This is a genomic window from Vibrio sp. YT-16 (assembly GCF_033337405.1).
Taxonomy (GTDB): Bacteria; Pseudomonadota; Gammaproteobacteria; order Enterobacterales; family Vibrionaceae; genus Vibrio; species Vibrio alginolyticus.
Genome location: NZ_JAWOQQ010000012.1, coordinates 84,725 through 104,185 on the forward strand (window position 1 = coordinate 84,725; position 19,461 = coordinate 104,185).

Annotated in this window: 14 protein-coding genes; 10 read left to right on the forward strand and 4 right to left on the reverse strand. The window is 39.0% G+C overall.

The genetic code is table 11. The features are described from left to right. The first annotated feature begins 380 nt into the window (after nucleotides 1-380). From R7F07_RS18090 to R7F07_RS18120, 7 genes are all read left to right on the forward strand, one after another. Nucleotides 381-719, forward strand: a complete 339-nt coding sequence (locus R7F07_RS18090; protein ID WP_025636798.1) for a hypothetical protein — start codon at nucleotides 381-383, stop codon at nucleotides 717-719. A gap of 10 nt (nucleotides 720-729) precedes the next feature. Then, nucleotides 730-1,104 carry a hypothetical protein gene (locus R7F07_RS18095; RefSeq protein ID WP_025636800.1) on the forward strand — a complete coding sequence of 125 codons (375 nt, stop codon included), beginning with the start codon at nucleotides 730-732 and terminating at the stop codon, nucleotides 1,102-1,104. 540 nt (nucleotides 1,105-1,644) lie between these two features. Beyond that, nucleotides 1,645-2,085 (forward strand): hypothetical protein, encoded by a 441-nt coding sequence (locus tag R7F07_RS18100; protein ID WP_025636794.1) that lies wholly within the window; start codon nucleotides 1,645-1,647, stop codon nucleotides 2,083-2,085. Nucleotides 2,086-2,157: 72 nt separating this feature from the next. Then, complete coding sequence (locus R7F07_RS18105) at nucleotides 2,158-2,403, forward strand: hypothetical protein (RefSeq protein WP_025636793.1); 246 nt, start codon at nucleotides 2,158-2,160, stop codon at nucleotides 2,401-2,403. Between the two features lie 523 nt (nucleotides 2,404-2,926). Next, nucleotides 2,927-3,352, forward strand: coding sequence for a hypothetical protein (locus tag R7F07_RS18110; RefSeq protein ID WP_025767165.1), 426 nt, complete (start codon nucleotides 2,927-2,929; stop codon nucleotides 3,350-3,352). A gap of 1,873 nt (nucleotides 3,353-5,225) precedes the next feature. Further along, nucleotides 5,226-6,311, forward strand: coding sequence for a ParM/StbA family protein (locus R7F07_RS18115; protein WP_025634167.1), 1,086 nt, complete (start codon nucleotides 5,226-5,228; stop codon nucleotides 6,309-6,311). A 9-nt stretch (nucleotides 6,312-6,320) separates the two neighbouring features. Beyond that, nucleotides 6,321-6,977: a hypothetical protein gene (locus R7F07_RS18120; protein ID WP_025634166.1), complete on the forward strand. Its 657-nt coding sequence runs from the start codon at nucleotides 6,321-6,323 to the stop codon at nucleotides 6,975-6,977. A gap of 70 nt (nucleotides 6,978-7,047) precedes the next feature. On the opposite strand, the gene R7F07_RS18125 is transcribed toward R7F07_RS18120, so the two are convergent. Then, nucleotides 7,048-7,767, reverse strand: coding sequence for a hypothetical protein (locus R7F07_RS18125; protein ID WP_025634165.1), 720 nt, complete (start codon nucleotides 7,765-7,767; stop codon nucleotides 7,048-7,050). Nucleotides 7,768-7,939: 172 nt separating this feature from the next. Here R7F07_RS18125 and R7F07_RS18130 point away from each other — a divergent pair, with 172 nt between their 5' ends. From R7F07_RS18130 to R7F07_RS18140, 3 genes are read left to right on the forward strand one after another with little or no spacing between them, the layout of a single operon-like run. Then, the gene (locus tag R7F07_RS18130) at nucleotides 7,940-10,183 is read left to right on the forward strand and encodes a hypothetical protein (RefSeq protein ID WP_025634164.1); all 2,244 of its coding nucleotides are present in this window, start codon (nucleotides 7,940-7,942) and stop codon (nucleotides 10,181-10,183) included. A gap of 20 nt (nucleotides 10,184-10,203) precedes the next feature. Next, entirely contained in the window at nucleotides 10,204-10,521 is a 318-nt protein-coding gene (locus tag R7F07_RS18135) for a hypothetical protein (protein ID WP_025634163.1), read from the forward strand. Continuing rightward, on the forward strand, nucleotides 10,514-10,957 hold the full coding sequence (locus R7F07_RS18140) for a hypothetical protein (protein WP_025634162.1): 444 nt from the start codon (nucleotides 10,514-10,516) through the stop codon (nucleotides 10,955-10,957). The genes R7F07_RS18135 and R7F07_RS18140 overlap by 8 nt, the downstream gene beginning before the upstream one ends. Nucleotides 10,958-11,023: 66 nt before the next feature. On the opposite strand, the gene R7F07_RS18145 is transcribed toward R7F07_RS18140, so the two are convergent. Genes R7F07_RS18145 through R7F07_RS18155 form a run of 3 tightly spaced genes read right to left on the reverse strand, consistent with a single transcriptional unit; the run spans nucleotide 11,024 to nucleotide 19,460 of the window. After that, nucleotides 11,024-11,800 carry a prepilin peptidase gene (locus R7F07_RS18145; RefSeq protein ID WP_025634161.1) on the reverse strand — a complete coding sequence of 259 codons (777 nt, stop codon included), beginning with the start codon at nucleotides 11,798-11,800 and terminating at the stop codon, nucleotides 11,024-11,026. A 2-nt stretch (nucleotides 11,801-11,802) separates the two neighbouring features. Beyond that, nucleotides 11,803-17,967, reverse strand: coding sequence for a hypothetical protein (locus tag R7F07_RS18150; protein ID WP_077202327.1), 6,165 nt, complete (start codon nucleotides 17,965-17,967; stop codon nucleotides 11,803-11,805). Nucleotides 17,968-17,975: 8 nt separating this feature from the next. Continuing rightward, the gene (locus tag R7F07_RS18155; RefSeq protein WP_025634158.1) at nucleotides 17,976-19,460 is read right to left on the reverse strand and encodes a hypothetical protein; all 1,485 of its coding nucleotides are present in this window, start codon (nucleotides 19,458-19,460) and stop codon (nucleotides 17,976-17,978) included. Between the last annotated feature and the right edge of the window lies 1 nt (nucleotide 19,461).

Consider the following 19,461-nt stretch of genomic DNA (forward strand, 5'->3'; position numbering starts at 1 on the left):
ATTGCCAAAGAAAAGAATTTGTCATTCAGATTGCTACCCTAGGGTGCAAAAGTTTATCTCGCTCAAGGCTGCTAGACCTCCAGCGCCATAGAAATGCCAACATAAACCCCGTTGTCATTGCTATGGCAGGGTGCTGGTGGTCTAAATGAATCGCCTTCGGCGAGCTAAAAGCATTTGTATCGCTTTTCTTAACGGCTTCGCCTAAAAAGCTGACCCTCTATCGAGCCCTATTGTGTCGCCTTTGTCGGGGCTAATGTCAATCGAAAGGACAATACTTATTTTTCAATACATCGTGTTATTATGTGGTATTTAACTGGGTGGTTTGATATAATAAATACAAGTAAGTTACTGTTTATATTGTTAAATTGCTTGGGGGCATTATGAAGACAGTTATTCAAAACATTGAAAAAGTGACTATTGGTCATATAGTAGGCGGGGTTAAACAGGAGTCAGAAGTACGTCTATTAATCATTGAATCTAAGGACGTTGGCACGTTCGCTACATGTGTAGTAGAGAATGATGAATTTGGTACAAGCTTGTATGAGGTATGTAGCGTCAAAAGTCTAGACAACATTGTTGATGATGTTCAACAAGGCAGAAAGGTCGCGCTTAGTACATGGGAGCCTACCTTAATCCCTAATGTCGAGTATGTAGCGGAGCAGTTTGAGATCGCAGAGCTATTGAGTAACAAACCAAATCACATTAGTTTATTGAAGTAGGGGCACCACTATGAGAACTGAGAAACAGATTGAGCTAATTAGTAAGCACTATAAAGACCAGATCAGTGTATTCAGCGGAGAACCGCATCTAATGGTATGGACAGAAAAAGGAACTGGCTTTGTTTCAGTCAAAGAAATGTCTCAGAATAAATTCGATGAATTCTTGAAGGTTGCCCTTAAGCGTGAAGAAAAAGCTAACAATGAAGTTAAGCTAAAACAGATTTGTGCAGATTTCGGGGTTCTAGAAATACTTCAGTCAACGGCTCAATGGCGGGATTCAATCGAATCATTATTGACCTTGTTTTCTTTTGCGTTACTTCCGACACGCCTTGTGGAGCTAGAGAAGGAGCTTGAAAGAGCAGCGTTGTCATTCGACCATCAATAGATAAATATTGCTCAGATTTACTGGGCAATATTTGCTCTCCACTAACAGGGGTTCCCCCTAGTCGCCACCGAGGCCCACCCGCCGGACTTACCCCTACATCACTAAAGCTCGTGCCTCGCTAAGTGCTGTCATTGAAATTTCATTCAAACCTAAATCACTATGGACGCCAACAAAAATCCGTTGTCATCCATAGTGCAGTGGTAAGGTTTGATGAATTTCAATGTATCGCTCAAGGCTGTTAGACCTCCAGCGCCATAGCAATGCCAACATAAACCCCGTTGTCATTGCTATGGCAGGGTGCTGGTGGTCTAAATGAATCGCCTTCGGCGAGCTAGAAGCTTTTGTATCGCTTTTCTTAACGGCTTCGCCTAAAAAGCTGACCCTCTGTCGAGCCCTATTGTGTCGTCTTTGTCCGGTCTAAAGTCAACTAGAATAGTTAAGTATATTTTACTTTATTGTGTGTTCTAATATGGTATTTATAGTTGCGTTTATTTATAATACATACTCTGAACAAATAAATATCATAGGCTTGGGGGCAGTATGAAATTAGAAGTTATCATCAATAATTACACCATTATTTGCAGTCGTTTATTCGGTTATGTTGGGAAAAACAATGTCGGTTTAGTAGAGGGTAAGTTTATTTCGATTACCTATGAAAAGGTGATCAATGATTCAATATACATGGACTCAGACATAGCTTTTATCTTAGGTACTAACTCGGATATCGACACAAGACATAATATCGTAGAAATCCTAAGTTGCTTATCAGAGGAAGGGCATCGTGGTTCTTCTTTATCAAAAGTAATTTCAATAGGTAAGTTTCTTCTAGGGAAGAAGTTTAATGAACCTAGGTTAAAAGTGATGAAACAGTTTAGGGGAAAGACGGTTTCTACTTATGAATGGGATGTGTCAGGACAACCCTTAATAATCGAACAGACCAATGAGCCAGATTCATTATTATCTAGTTTCAAACTTATCTAGTGATATCTGACATATATCAATTGAACATACTAGCTAATTGAAAAGGAATATATTAAGGGTAGGGGGAACATATTGAATTTAGCAGCATTGTTATTACGCATTTACGCAGTAGCTGACGCTCTAACATTTATTTTTGAGCGTTTGGGTTTCTCAAATGTGGCTGATGCTTTTACAGTATTTGTACTAATTGTTGGGTTTGCAGAGGCTTTCGGTCTAATAGATAAAATTGTAGAAACTATCAAAACGAAAACGAGTACAAAGCAAAGAGTAAAATTGGCGATACTTTTAATTTTAATACTAATAACTATCCAATTGTAACAAGTAAATTTGTTTCAATTGGACGCTCTCCACTAATAGGGGTTCCCCCTAGTCGCCACCGAGGCCCACCCGCCGGACTTACCCCTACATCACTAAAGCTCGTTCCTCGCTAAGTGTTGTCATTGAAATTTCAATCAAACCTAATTCACTATGGACGCCAACAAAAAGACGTTGTCATCCTTAGTGCAGTAATAAGGTTTGATGCATTTCAATGTATCGCTCAAGGCTGCTAGACCTCCAGCGCCATAGCAATGCCAACATAAACCCCGTTGTCATTGCTATGGCAGGGGGCTGGTGGCCTAAATGATCTGCCTTCGGCAGCTAAAAGAAATTTCAACGCTTTTCTTAACGGCTTCGCCTAAAAAGCTAACCCTCTATCGAGCCCTATTGTGTCGTCTTTGTCTGGATAAAAGTCAATAATAATAGTTAAGTATATTTTACTTTTGTTTGTGTTTTAATGTGGTATTTTAATCTGGTTTTGGTATAATGGAAACAGTTGGGAATACTACTGGCGGGACAAAAAATGAAAGTAACAGTTCATAACTTCTACATCACTAACGGCAAGATTATTGGTCAAGTTGGTGATAACGATATGGGTTTAACTCAGGGGAGATTCTTTAGCGCGGAATTTCAGAAAAAAACTCCAAACGCTGTCTACTGTGAACTGGGAATAAAATATGAATTCGGCAAAGCCTCAGAAACACCTATCGGAGACCTTGTGAAAGAAAAGTTGTTCGATCTTCAATTCGAGATTACGCAGGGGTCAATAGTTGCTAAGGCACAAGAGTTACTGAGAGAAACGTTTGGTGTGGAAACTACGCCTTCTGTAATTTCAGAAGTCCAGTACAAAACACGTTTAGTACGTAAATTAGAGTGGTCATTCTTTGGTCGCAAGATCACCATGACAGAGTCAATTGATCACTCTGGATATAGCGAATTATCCATTTAAGCACTTAGGGCTAAAGCCCTAAATGCTTAATTTCCCGCTTCTTGGGGGTCACCCCCGACAGCTCGGCCCCAGCCAACCCGTCATCCCCCGATCACAATGCAATATCAAAGAACTTGACATTGATTATTTCGATCTATATTTTGGCGAAGCCCTTTTAATTATTTTAAATTTAAAAGTATTAAAATATTTTAATTCTAAAGAAGGGTCTGCGTTTTGTTTAACAGACTTGTTTTTCTCCCATATTTGTAAATATCAAAAATTACACTGTCCTTTTGGGCTCCTTTCTATGACCTTTAAGTGTCCGATTACTCTCACTGTGACGTAATGCTTTACTCACTTATTAAATGTCCATCGGGTATATTAGCTTGATTAATGCCATCCAATTGCCATTACAGTCCCACCAAATAGCCACTAATCGGTCAGGACAAAAAAGACCCTTTGCCAGGGCATATCTACAACTGTGAGTAATTAAGTGCTGTGGTGGATTTATCTTAAGTTATCAACTTAAGAGCATGTTTTAGCTTTAGACAGCTCAATGTGTGATGTTGCCAAAGCGATAGGTGCGTCCATTTTTAAGATGTTAAGAGACGTATCTTTTGAAATAATGTGAATATTTTGAGTGAAGGCCAGGGGGATGTTGGGGAGAGCAACTGAGGTCTACTTAGAGCAAGGAGCTCAGAACAATTTACTTTAAAATGAGGTTGGAACCTTAATGATAACCTTCCACCTTTGTATTCAGAAATTGAAAATACTATTTATTATTTGACCTATGTGAATAACGAGGTTGGCAAGCAAATGGCTAGTGTGGCACGTGGGGCCATCGACTGTCATCAACTGACTTAGTGTATAGACAGTCAGAGCCAAGTTGTGTTGTTCCGTTAGAACCTCACAAGCGAATGTTAGCTACAAATCAAAGTATTGAGCTCCCATGATGTTCAGATGATTAGGCAAAGAAAACGTCGGTTGCTTGATTCGGCTCTTGACGTATGTGCTAACGTAGAAGCACCAAACTGGCTTAACTGACTACATAAGCTTCCAATTGTCGAGGGCTTAAATTATATATATTTGCAGCCTAAATCGTCGATTTGACGAAGGCGGTGTTCGCGAACATTTTGCATCACTGTAATACGATTAAAGTCTCGGTCAATCATGGGATTTAGCATCGGTTGAGGTACTCAAAGCTCTGCATGTTCATTAAGTATAAGAGGACATATTAAAATTGCTCTTACACTCTTAGTGTATATTATCTATGTTATGTTAAATTCGCGACGATTGGAATTTTGTACACGTAGTTGTTACCACCTACCAAATATCAATAAGTTAGATACCTCCTTTTGAAAGTTGACTATGTGAAATCTCTTTCCCCTGTGAATTTGAAATTTGTGAGTATTAAACATAATGGCCATTTACCATAAAATAGGTTATCAGAAGATCTATTTAACTAAAGTTAAATAGATCTTCTGATAAAAAATAACTTAGTTTTCGATTACTCTTACTAAGATTCGAAGCAATATTTACTCATTTTATTCTTTGGTAGTTTTACTCTATGTCGTTTTTCAATTAACGTTGATACCTTGCTATTCTGGCAATATTCCCATGTATTTTGTCTAATCACTACATCGACTAGGTCTAAATTTAAACCTAAGTATTTTTGTACATTTGAACTGTCAGAAAATTGTACATATACCATTCGATTCTTTTTCGATATATAGAGAGATGATACTTCTATTTGGTAATTTCTCTCCAAGTTCTCCTTTAACTTCTCTCGCCAGTCTTCAATCAACACCTGCCTCCTAAAGTGAAAATATTTGAGGTTGTCACAGACATGCTATATATTGCATTTATCACTAAAAAACAATAGAGATATTTTACTATGTTTAACGACTGTTCAACACTATTTATTGGGTATGATGACGGTAATGCCCAACATAAGATCTCAGCTGAATCTGTTAAAACCTCCTTTCCTACACACATCCAACGTTCGACTGAACGTTTTGCGGTACTAGATGAAACCTTTTCAGTATCAAGTAATGCTCCTGTTCAAACGAAATTTACTTCTGCTGTTACAGGTAACGCTTACACCATTGGTGAGGTAAAACAACCTATTCCCAGGAACGATGACTTCTCCAATAGTGAAGCAGCTCAGGTTTTACTGCAGCATGGCTTAAATCAATTTGGAGATGAGTTACTCAATAAAAAGTACGTTCTTTGTACTGGAATGCCATTAAGACAGTTCTTTAAAACAGATGGGTCCGTCAACGAAAACAATGTTAAGCAAAAGATGCTCTCTATGCAGAGATCTTTTGATCACTTAGGTACTGACCCGGAATCGAAGCTGCGGAAGTCAAATATTGAAGCTCTACTTGTTCAGCCCGAAGCACTAGCAGCCCTTCGTGTATTCCTATTTAAGAGAGATGATTCAGGGATGTTGGTACATAACCCTGAATACATAGGAAAAACGATCGCAATCGCTGATCCTGGTGGTAAAACAACTGATATAGCTGTGTTTGACGATGGAACTATTGATATGGATCGTTCTGTCACCCAGGACATCGGGTTCAATCAGATTGTCAAAAAAGCATCCAACTACCTTTACGATTTAGGTTTCACCACACCCACACATCAGCAGTGCCGTAAGTTAATTGATGAAGGTATTGTTACAGTTCGGGGGGTTGAAAAAGATCATTCAGAATGGGCAGAGAATGCACGGAAGGAGCTAGCTAGTAAGATTTTTGGCGCAATCACTGATACCTTATCTAAAGCTGTAGATATTGATTTAATCATATTCATTGGAGGTACTATTGCCGCATTGCGTGAAGAAATTACACCTTTAATTGAAGAGTATTACGGTAAAGATAACAACTCATTCCTCATACCAGATGAAGCAGACAAGCTAAACGCTTGGGGCCTTGAGTTGTTTGCAGAGCTTTGGTACCAAAACAACAAAAAGAATAAGTAGGCAAAGGTCATGGGGCGCTTTTCATTAAAAGTGGAAATAAGGATACCAAATGATTACTCAACAGAATGCCGAGAGTTAGCGAATTCAAAATCAATAACTCTCAAATCGTTAGTCGAAGAGTTAATTAGAATTGGGTATTTCATCGAAGAGGGTGAGTTCGATAAGCTTATGTATTATTTTGATAACATCCTCCCTCATGAGATCAGAGACTGGGATTGGTGCCGCAACTTAGGGTTACACATTGATAAAGTAAAGAGAAGAGCTAGCATACACATAACGGATTCTTCTGTGTATCACCAAGGTCTCGTTCATACTTATTTGTCTGCACATTCCGAAAACGATCCCAAGCAAGCTCTTAATGATGTCAACCAACATGCTATCAATATGATGAATTCTGCTATTCATTTCCTTCAAAACCAAAGTAATAAAGAAAGGTTTAAGTGTAATGAGTACAAGACACTCGAAAATGTTGAGCAACATTTGGCTAAAATAGCTTCAAGTATTGAAAAGCTTTCAAACCACCCTATTGGCTTTAGAGCTGTTGAGGGGCAAACTGAACAGCCAGATGCTTTTTCTACGAAAGATGATTATCTTGAAAGTAAAGATGGTGTCTCTGATAGCTTAGCTATTGATAATTTCAACATGGAGTCATTGCTGATAGCTTAAGAAAAATGGGGCTAATGGGGCTTAGCACTGTTTAGTTAAGCCCCACTTTTGAAAGGAGTTGGTAGCGATTTTATTCGTCAAAGAGAGCCTCAATTTGTTCATTGTCTAAGTCCCCTTTCCGACTTTTGAACCTATTAAAACCTTGTTTAACTGTTTCTTTAACTCTTGCTTTAACAGCGTTAAAAAAGTCCTTCCAGTCGATCTTGTAATCTGAGTCCAATGTGTATGCAATAATGCTAGGAATTGAAGATCGTGCAACGCTATCCAGAACAGCCATCTCTTGTGGTGTCGGTTCCGCCTCTTCTAAATGCAATTCAAAAACCTTGATCGTTATGTACCACTTCTCACTATCGTAGTGTACTAAGTCACTATCGAATTTCGAAAGGAGAAATTTAATCTCGTTAGAACTTAGTTTATAGGTAGGGAAACCAACGACAATGTTCATGAATTTTGCAGCCATACCATTGTCTATTATTTTTCTTCCTGGAATCTGGCTAGCACTACCCTTTCTGAGCTCGTTTTTGATGTGTGAAAAACTACAACGCTCTGTGAACTTAGCCCTAAGTTCGACTAGGGTGTGTTTTGCTGCTCTATCTGCAATCGTACTTGCTTCAGTTATACTGATTTTTTTGTTCCTATTTTGTTTTAGCAAAATTGCTGTTTTAAGTCTTCTGGCGTATAAGCCAGGGAAACCTTCTAAGTCACTGTAAGGGTAATCGTATGCTGATTCTAAACATTGTTCATACAGTTCCACCCAAGGGCTTTTTAACTCTTCTAGCTCTACAGTCATTGTGAACTCCACTTTCTATTGTTTATAGTCCATTTATAGCATATATCTAATTTTATTAACACAAAGCTGACTTAACATTTGCTATAATATATAATAGAATTCTTAGCAATATGGTTATTACCGCAATATAATAAATACAAAAGTAGTAAACCTTTGATTTAAGGTGATAAGAATGCCAAAAACCAAAAAGTTACTTATCTCTAGGCTGGCAGACATTGTTCAAAAGATTGAACTACTAGAGAATCCCAAACGCAACGCCCGAATTTTAGAGTTGGCACTAGGGCTAAATGGTGAGGGTCCACATACTCAAGCTCAGATTAAAGAATTTCTTGACGTGGAGTACCCAGAAGCAACTGTTAGTACCGAAAGAATCCGTGTCATCAAGAGTGTACTTGTAGATTCGTTTGGCAAGGAACTAGTTAAATCGTGGGATGAGTTTTTCGAAAATCTGTTTGATTACCTGTACTCTCAGGTCCCAATTGAAATTGGGCTACTTGCCCAACGTTTAGCCGATCCCAAATATCAGAGTTTTAACCCCAAGCTTGGACATCAAGAAGCATTTAGTGAAAAACCATTTAATGTTTTGGGGCTGATGAAAATCCTAGAGTTCAGACCAAAAGTCGACACGAGACAACTCAAAATTAAGAGGCTCTATTTTGAGTTCAATGACACACGTATAAAGGGTCGTGAGAGAAATACTAAAGAGTCTACGCTTTTCCTTATTCCAAACAACTTTAACGTTAAGTTAGAAAACCTTCTTAACCACGCAGAACGAGCTGTAAAGTTCAATGGGATGATACAAGAGCAAATCTTACTACCTCTCATGCCTAAAAAGCTGCCTGTACATAAAAGAGAGGAATTAGCTCACTCTTTGCTTATCTGTCATAAGGATTTCATGTGGCTAGATGAGCGATTAGGCTACTTGACCCTAACTAACTCTTTAGATAATAGGATTACAAGATTTGCAGCTAAGATTTTTAAAGTTGTTGATGAGATTTCAATTGCCCTATTTTCATGCCAAATATCAAGAGCAGTACGGGCCCAAGCTCGCGCATTAAGAAGTGACTCAGATTTAGAGTTTCTACAAGAGCGCTCAAATTTATTGAATAATGTCTCTTATGGTTCTGACATACCTTTCAAAGTGCAAGACGCTTTAATGTATTTCGTTAGAGCGGGATTATGCACGATTGATGAGAGCAATACTCTTCGTCCTACTGAGCTGTTACTGGATAACGTTGATGTTTCTCTTCGTCGTTCAGAAGAAATAATGATGGACGTACTAAAGAATGCACCAAACCAAACGTTAAGTAACTCTGAATTCCGCGAGAAAAGCATAAAAGAGATATCTGAGAGGACAGCAAAGCTGTATGACGAACGTTTTGAAGATTTTATTGCTAAGGACATTATTCTTAAGAAAGACCAGCTCGTGCTTTTTAATAGGGATAGCGTTGACTCTTTAAAGAGATGCACTAGAAGCGCTATTGAATCTCAAAGAAGCATTTATAAAGGCGCTCGACAACCTCTTTATCTAAGACTAATTGAACTTGCCAGTTTATATATTGAACGAGCCAAGAAAGCTAACGCTTCAATTGCATCTAATCGTACACAGTTGAGAAAAGCTAAGGCAGATAAGAAGGTGAAGCTTGAGAAAATCGAATCTCTTGAATCAACCTCTTCTGACTTACGTTTGTTAAAAGCAGAGTGCTCTGATTTCTCGTTAAGAGTTGATAAGTTACAAGAGGAACTGCAACGATTAAACAGAAAAGTTTCTCAGTATGAAAAGGCAGGTGAATCTAGGAGATCTTTGTTGAACTCAGAACTTGAAAGGATTCATATTGCTGAAAGACACATGTCATTCTGCGAGCGATTGCTAACTACAAGAGACTCAATTTATGAAAAATCAATTCAAATCGTTGTCGATGAGCTTTGTTCTACTCTGATGTCACTCAAAAGTAGTGAGGTTGATGAAGAAATACTCAAATCCAAGTCAGACGTTGCTATTAACGATGTTCTCGGCTCAATTCTAAACAGAGTTGAAGGCATCGATTCTGAGTTTTCTAATGATCTCGAGAAGCTTAAATTTACTGATATTCTAATCTACCGTGTGATATCAGATTCGATTTCCTTACTCGATAGACTCGACTCTGAGCTACCAGAACCAAATGATAAATTTTCAGATTTGATATTGAATTTGATTTTGGAGTTACCTGAGGATTCCGATGGTAATAGGAGCACTACGTATAGCGAGTTTAAATCAGCTTTAATCGAAAGAGCTATCGCTGACGAAAGAAACCATGCTGTTGGCCACTTCAACCAACATAATAGCTATAGCCCCCTCTTTGTTCGTGTGAGAAAAGCGGAATACTCGTACGTAGGTACTGAAGCTTCTAAGCATGCTGACTTTGAGTATATATAACTAAGAGATCAGGAGTACAAATGCTAAAGATTTTTAACAAATTTATGATGTTACTTGCCCTATTTGCTACCGTAAGTTTGGTGTCATCAGTTGTTGAAGGAAATGCAGTCTTAGTCTTTATGACGTCGGCATTTGTACTTGGTTTGCTATGCATCATTCATAAGTTCAAAGGTGGAGTACTATCTCCTACCCTCTTAAAGGCCGTTGAGGTTGCAGTGGTAATTGTATCTATTGGATGTTTGCTTACAGCTCCTCCCGGCGAGGGATTTTACGTTTTAGCTTGGTTATGGACGACCGTGTTTTTCACGCTGTATAAAAAGGCCGATACTCATGTCTAATTCATTAAGCAAAAAAGTTAACATACGTGGGCCAAATAACTACCAGTTTTTAAAGTGGATTCTGGATGCTAACGATAATTTTTTGGCACTTAACCACTGCAATGACCCGGATGGTTTTCGTACAACATCTAAAGCAATTCAATCTCAGCTTAATAAAATTGATGAAACGGATGTACAGAAGATTCGGTCTACTTTCATGCAATTATTGGTTTTCTTTCCAGAGTCTAGAGTAGATAAGTTCGTCGGTTTGTTTCATGCTGCGAAATCTCGTGATAAAACTTCAACAACCACAATGGCACTGTCTAAGCTTACCAAAAAAAGGTTTGATTCCTTATGTAAGAGAGTAGCTAAGTCTTCAACGAATGATGAGTTTTTAAATCTGCTACTCGATTTAGCGGAGACAGAATATGGGTTGGATGAAAGTAACATGAGGTAGTGGTTTGGTAGGGCCCATATTACTATTCATATTAGAAAATAAAGCAGCTACGATAGCTGCTTTAATTTAAAAATTAATAGTTAAAAAACTGGGATTGTTGACTATGAATGCTATGTAAGAGCTTATCACTATATATGGCCCCAGTGGATACTGCCCTCTCGTTCCTCTTATGTATGTTATGACGATGAACACAAACATAAAGAGTATTGTGAGCATTGTTATCTCTACGCCAGCCCAAGCCCCTATACCAGCCCCCAGCCTTAAATCACCATTTGCCATTCCAATATTTTTGTAAAGCACTTTATGCATAGTATTGAAAAGGTAAAGAAGCCCATACCCTAATAAAGCACCGCTAAGCGATTCTTCGGAAGATAGATAGCCATACTCTGTACAAGCCAGAACCAAACCAGACCATAAAATGAAATTTGTTAGTTTTTCTGGTAGAAATTGACTCGCTAGGTCAACCAAAAACGCCATTGCTGTTAGGCAAAAGAAAATGAGCATTAAAAGAAACTGCTCAAATGAAGTTGCTATTTGGTATAGAGTCACCGTTGAAGCGGCTACGGTAATTTCTAATACAAATACCTCTTTATAAGTTTGGTTGTTTCCCTTCAGGCCACCAGCAATGCAGGAGAAAGGTACCCAGTATCCAACACTTTTGCATAAGCTAGTGAAGTCAAACCGTCCTTCACGGTTACTTGGTTCTAAAGAGTATTCAGGATAATAGGTGATGAGATCATTTCTGATCTCATCTTCTTCAATTTGTGGCAGTAATCCAGCTATGACATAAGTGATCTTTGCAATGAGACTACCAGTAATTACCAGGAACAGATAAGAAATCATTGTTATCTTGTAATCTCCATAGTTTCTTGCTCTTTGGAGTTCATATCAGAACGCGAACCATCACCTCTTCGCAATGTTGCTCTCCATGGCTTATCTAAATCAATCTCCGTTTTTAAAGGAGTACTAATTTCAGTTAGATTCTCAAATGCTTTAGCTACGAAGTAGCTGTATGGCTCACGTTGATTCTTCTTCGCTGTTCGAGGCATTTCTTTTGCAGCTTGTATTTCACGTTCTGCTACCAAACCAGCTGCTGCAGATTTTAAACTTGAAATCTTTAAGGACTTTTGTGTCCCATCTAGTGGGTCTTCATACAGTAGATTTTGTCTACTACTAGGGTCATTCTCAATAATACCTTTCTCTTTAAGATCGTTAACTACCTTCCTTACTCCAGTTTCGTGCAGTCTGGTAGCAACTTTGTTGTAGTATTTAGATAGTTCACCTGTATTACCCACAGGGCTATTCCATATGCCGAAAAGAGCTTGCCTAAGCGTATCCTCAGGTATTTGACGTTTTTCAATAGCGTCCTTTAGACAAATTCGACTAAAGTATATAGGGTCATTAGCGCCCTTAATTGGGCTTGAAGGCGTGGTAAGATATTCATGTACCTTTGCGTGTAGCTTTTTATCAAGAGCAGAAAATTTCGTCACGTAGCCTTGCTCATTGCGTGTAGATTCGATCATCATCCCCACTCTAGCTTCAGTCGCCAACCAATTGCCTATTTCACTAGCTTTAGATGCATATTCTTGTTTAGCTAAGTTGTCTTCAGGTTTTTTTATTGATACCAATACTTCAAGTGCTTTTTGAGTTAGCTCTTTGGTATCTGATTCTGGAGATGTCTTTGATGCGTATAGGAAGGCTGCTTTCTTTTGTATAGCTGACTGTCCTTTGTCGCCTACAAGTTCATTAGCAAGTTTCACATAAGCTTTTACATCAGGATTATCATCGAAGTCGAAGTCATTAATATTGACCTTTGTTGTCTCCGAGAATGTTTTGGTTACAACCTGGATAGGCTCCTCTGATTGGTTAGTCACTTCTACTTTATGTGGTGTCTCAATTCTACTTTTAACGTCATGGACGTCTATGGCATTTTTGGCTGCACTCTCAGCTATGTTTGTAAGTAGTCCAGTAAGATGGGCCACACTCTCCTTATCTGAGGATTTGAGTGACTGAAGTACTTTTAAAAGTTCCTTTTCTATCTCACTTTGGTGTTGTCCATTTCTGGATTCATCCTTTATCTCGTTTGCAGGAGCTGTATTTTCTATGTCAGGGCTTGTTGTGTCTTTTGACGGTATCGCATCTGAGGATGTCTGTTCACTATTAGGGTTATAGGAAGAGGAAGTACCATCAAGGTCTGGTGCAACATCTAGGTTCGCATTAAAGTTTTGGTTCTCAGAAAGCGCAATTTCCTCAAACATTTCGACTTGCGCCTGGATTGAGTTTGCGGCTCGTTGTTCATTCCAAGCTTTCTGCTTAGATTTATCGAATATAGACGTTAATTGTTCTGTTGTTGGCACATTAACATCTGGAGCTTCTACGTCTACTAAAGGTAAATCGATTTCACTTCTAACATTCAAAGTAGAGGCTTCTACAGTGGTTGTTGATTTCCAATATTTCGAACTATCGGCCCAGGCACCTACCGTCGTAAAGCTTGAAATTCCAACAAAAGTATCTTTTGGTGTGAACTGGTCACTAAAGTTAATACTTGTAGCATTTAGTTCATCTAACACTAGCTGACTTAATGATTTTGCCCCAGTATTAGTTTTTATTACTTGTTCATCGCTGTTTGGTGGTCTTGTTGTAGAGTTGACAAGCACATCTGTCGTTCTATCAATCTTCTCCATAGATTGCTCAGCCAAGGAACGCTCGCCTACCCCTGTAGTTTTCTGATGCTTAAGATCCAGTCCATCGGACTTGGGGTCAACTTGACCCAATTCAATACTTACGTCATTGATTGTCGTATCTATACTGTGTCTTTCTGCTTGACTTACAGATGATGGCTGTTCGTTAGATACGGATTGGACTTCCACTTCTTGGTCAGCTAACTCAAACAAATCTATTGTGCCCTGGTTTTCAACATGTTCTGAGCCAGCAACACTAATGGTTTGCTCTTCCTCATCTATGCCGAAATCATCAAGACCCCATTCAACGTCTTCCATACCTGAAAAATCAGGCATATCGCTCTCTAATGGGTCGATTGTTGAGGGTTTAAACGATGGGGCGTCAAGTTCAGATAATTCATCCAACCAGTCATCTGCATTATCGAGTAATTCTGGGCTATCCGTTTCTGCCTCAACCTCAATGCTCTCTTCCAGGTTATGATTGCCGTGAGTGAGTTCATCGGACCAAGCGTCAGGGTTAGTCAGTTCTTGCTCGTGGTTTACAGGCTCGTTGTCTGTTTCTAGGTCAATAGCATCAACTATATTTTCTTTGAGCTGTTCTAACTGGGCTCCCTCTATTTCAGGTTCCAGTTCATTCATGTCAAGGTTAGCTAATGTGTCAATATCAAAGTTGAAATCATCGACAATGGGTTCTATTTCATGTGTGGTTTCAATAAGATCATGGTCCAAGCCTGTATATTGTTCTCTGAAATCAATATCGAAGCCACCATCGGCAGCAAGCTCTGCGAAGTTGGTACTATCTAAGGTTAATTCATTATCGTTATCTAAACCTTCTGTATGGGCGTTTTCGATGTTGTATAGCTCAATTAAGCTAAGAGTCTTTGTCGGCTCTCCAGTTGATGCATTAACCCAGCTACCCTCTTGGTTCAACATTATCGGGGTATCATTTGATATTGGGAGTTCGTACGTCCCCCAATCTGTTGAATCAATTTGTACTAAGCAGGTTTCTAGTTCTCGAGAAAGTTGACCAGGTTCCTCTTGCAGTGGTGCTTTTGGCTGCAATAGCGGTAAATCCACAGGGTCGATTGTTGTTGATATAGGCGTTTCACCATGCTTTGAAATATAGTAAACGGTTGTAGGTATGGTGAATTTAGTGCCATTCAATGCGTCAATTTTATTCTCTGCAAGAGCCAATGAATCGAACTCATAGTTACCGTTTACAGCTCCATTAGGTGCAAATGATTTAACTGTGTAAGGTTTTGACTGCCGCTCAGCGGGTTCGATATAGAAGTTTTGATCTGCACTAGAAAAAGCAGATGTATCGATATCAATAATGTTTGGTTGAGAGCTGATTCTGTCAAGCTCATAAGCAACTTCATTACTGTCAATTTCTAATTCAGTTACTGGTTCAAGTTCGTTTGTCGTCGTACAATTTATTTTGATTGTCTGATTTGAGTTTTCGAGCTTTGCTTGTATCGACCTTGGGTCCACTAATGTAGACATTACTTCCGATACGCTGAGGCCGAATTCTTCCTCAAATGTCCTTGAAGTAGTTCTGTCTGGCTTACCATCTGCATCAATATCTCGTAATACAAAGTTTTGATCAGTAAGCCACTGATAATTATTGTTACTAAAATATATTGATTCGACTACAGCGTTGATGTCTTGTGCAAGGTCTGCTCTGCTGTTGTATCTCGGTTGTTTCAGCCCTTTGCTACCTCCGATAACAAGCTCACCATCTTCAGAAACTCTTATTGGTCTAGCAAATGTTCCCGTTTCATTCTCAACAAGCAAAACGACATCATGGGCCAATTGAATATCCCTAATATCGTTGTATGTATCTGCGGAAGTAAAAGGTACTTTTGATTCCTCGTCAAAGCATCTGTATGTTGAACCAACATATTCGAGAGCTTTGGTGTAAGCACTATCAAGGTTTTTTTCAGCTTGAGAAAACTTCTCATAAGCTATCTGAACTGCGTGTCCCTTTTCAATTTCTAGGTTTATTAAAATTTCTTTAGCGGTGTCTGCTTTCTCAATAGTTTGCCAATCTCCGTCGATGTGACGTTGTAGCGAATATGACACTATTCGTTCTATATTATGTTCATTAGGAGCTACGTTAGCTTCTTGAACAGGTAGCTCAGAGACTCGGTGATCTATTCGCTCTTGTTCTACGGATACTGCTTTTGGAGTTTCGAATTGCATTCCAACGGGAAAGCTAGTGGTTAGTAGGGTCCCATCGATGCCATATGCATCAAAGATATCAGTGAATTTATCTCTTTCTGCATCCAGAAATTTCCTGGGAGCGACATACTCTTTTGATGGTGTAGTATTGTTGCTTATTACCAGCTCTAACTGGTCTCCCATAACTTCTATAGCTTTATCATATTCAAAAATATCGAATAAATTATTGTAGTCTGTAGCCTTAATTGCAGTGGCTTCTGGAAGTACATCTAACTTTTCCCAATCAACGCTAAAGCTTTTTACCCCAAATTCGTCGTAAGCTTGAAGAGCGACCTTCGCGCCTGTATTCAAATTAAGAGCTCTAATCGAGTGTTCACTCGTAGGGGCTTTTAAAAAACAGTCATTATCTGAGGCGTTTAATAGGGGGTTGTTAGGGTAGTCCTGGCTGTACCGCTTTATTGCGTGAGAGATATTATTAGCAAACATCGCACAAACAACAGCAACATCTAAACCACGTTCCTTAGCGGCGATAAACAAAGACCCTCCATTAGCAAAGCCTTCACTCGTTATGATCGTTGTCTTAGGTGTAATATTGCCGAGTTGAACAAAATTGTTTTTCATGTCGTCATTCATGACTTCAAACATTTTGTTAGTGGGATTTTCTTTGTTCCAGGGAGAGCCATTATGGGCTAAGAACTGTAACCCTCTAGTCTCCTCCACATTAGGGCCCATTTGAATGCTAACCGCTGGTTGGTCGTATAAAGATGTTAGTCTCATCAGACCATGGAGTTCTGGATAGTTTAGTAAGGCCTCCAAATGTTTTTTTTGGATATAAGTGCCTTTTACGGAATCTTTAGTGAGTTCTGGTTTTTCGAAATTGGCATCAATTAAGGTTTTAACCTCGATCTCACGTTTAGCGTTAGCTTCAGCTATCTCTTGCATCTTCTGTTGATGCTTAAGCTCTGCTTCTTTTGCGGAGGCAGCTATTTTATCCGCTAGTTCTTTTTGACGAGTTTCGTGAGCAAGACGAGCTTGCTCAGCTGTTAGGTTTGCCTCGTTACCCAAAGGGGCACAAGGTAGACGTTCGCACCAGCCTTTGAAGTCAGGTTTAAAACTGATAAATGTAGAGTCTCGACCTATAAGCGAAATACCGACGGCAAGTGAGACCGTTGGCGTTATGTCACTCGGATTTTTGTCGTTGTAAAAAACCCTAATCCCAGCTGCAACCGACCATTCTGACTTTTTACCGCCTTTGTGGTGGAATTCCTTAGCGATACCTCCGACTTTTGCACCATTTTCACCAATAGTTGGAGAGTCAGCGTATGAGTTTAGGTCAATGTCAAAATCAACGCGCTTACCACTAGAGCTTGTGTACTTTTGACTATCTGCGTAACTTTGTATCTCACTTAAGTGCTCTTGAAACATATTTTTACCAAGAAGCTGCAGTGATTTAGTGTCTGCTTGATACGTTTCGCTCAACATTAGCTCATAAAGTTCAGCTTTGTGTTGATACATTTGAGCAGGATTAGCTAGTTCATTTTCATGAACCCCGTTATTTAGAGACTTTATGTTTTCTCTAACTAGCTTCTCTAATCTAAAAAGTGAAGAATGATCTATGTACCCAAGTTTAACTGCTTGGCTAGAGAACTCACTTAAAAGTGAATCTTGAGCTTTGTGAGTTTTATCTAAGATTGATGCTGAGTTGTGTTCTGGACTAAACCTACGTTGCCATGCTTCATATGCTTTGTTTTTAGCGGCCACATACTCAGGATTTTTATATACATCGTCTCCGGTAGCCCTGAGCTCACTTGCAATTTTTCCGAGCTTTTTACGCTCTTCAAAGAATTCAGAAATACCATTTTTTGAATAGACTTCAAATCCAGATGTTAGATGGATGGCCAATGCAGCGGCTTTAGCCCAATGAACTTCTGCAAATTCCCTCGAATAAGTTTCATTGAGACTTTTTGACTTTCCATTCACGTAATCGGAAAGCTTTAAACTAGCACCCATTGAGTTCTTGGAGCGTCCGAATGGATGTCCATAATCTCTCAAAATAGTTTTGTTACGGTCTTTTTTAGTGGCATAGACCGTGCCTCGGAGACTTGCTTCTAGTCTTTCTACAATGTTACTAGGTGTATTGTGATTCATAGTTCCCCCTACTCGCTAGTTTCATGTTCAATTTGGATAGGTCTAACGAGTTGCCCAAGTGCATGAGGTTCGCTTTGTCTATAAATAGATTGTTTATACGTGAATTTTTTTAGTGCGCCTGACTCTGTGGCCGAATAAACCCATCCGAACACCATAAAGCCATTTTGTGCTGCAATCAGTGCAGTATTGGCAATGAATTCGCTAGAGATTTCTCCAATTATTAGGAACTGCATACCTGAAGAAGCGTACTGTGAGAGTAAACTATTGATATCACCTGAGAGGTTTGTGTGAACAAGATCTGTTAAGTAGATAGGAAATGAATCTTCATACGCTAGAAATGTATCTCCATTTTCTTCATTCAAATGCTCTCGTACGCTATTGATCATTCCACCAAGTGGATCTTGTTTAATACTCCCGAAGCTTAACTGAACAATTCCCTCTTGAATTTCAGGAGTGCTTGTCTGATTTGTCTCTATCTCAAACTCAGATGTGTACATCATGTCCAAAATTAGGGTATAGCCGCCAGGGATAGGGATTGAGTTTATTTTAATGCCGCATTCAAAGCTTTCATCAGTATGTTCTGATGTAAGCATTTCTATAACCGTGAAACCTGAATACGGGGTTTCATTTAAAGCTTTGGTAGGTATGCCGGATTCTTGCAAAAATAGCTTTAACCCCTGATACATACCTAGAGAAGTCCAATCAAAAGATTCAGTAACCATTTGATTTAGACAGACGACTCTATTGATAGAGCTATCTATAATATTGAAGTGGATCTTGTGTATCAGGTGCTTTTCCGCAAAAGAAAGAAATTCAATACACCCTTCGGCCTGATGTGGTAATTGGTCTTCATATAGCTTTTCATTAACTTTCGAGAATACACTGGAGTCTATCCTAGAAAGGTTACGAACAATCTCACTTTCAGGTGCTATGGCTATATAGTAGTTATTTGCCATGACTTGTTCTTGTATGGCGATCCCTGTACCGGGAGCCGATGATTCGGTGGCTGTTGTAGGTAATAAGCCAGCGCAATCAAGCCAAAAAACGATTTCGTTAGAGTGGTTTTTGCTACTAATATCGAGCTGTAGTTGATAGTAATCATTTTCGCTAGGCAAAAATATTATGGGTTTATTGTTTAGGTTCAGAACAATTGATTTACCATCAGTGCAATAGTCATAGAGGTCCTTATACTTGTAGGCTTCTTTGTTTATTTCTAGTTGATACAAGCCATTGAAGTAAGGTACTCCTGATTTCAAGATAGATAACTTTTCTTTACTCATATTTAGGTGAGGAAACTGAATGCATAGTTCTTCAAGCGTCATATTGTTAAGCAAACCTAAGTCAACGCTATCTTCAATGTATTGATCTAGTAAACCAATGTGCTTTGCGATTCCGAAGTGCGAAAGCTTGCTGGTCTCTTGATGGAATCCTAGAAGAAATTTAAAGTTTGTTGGTACGTTTTCACTTTCCATTAACTCAATAAAATTGCTCATC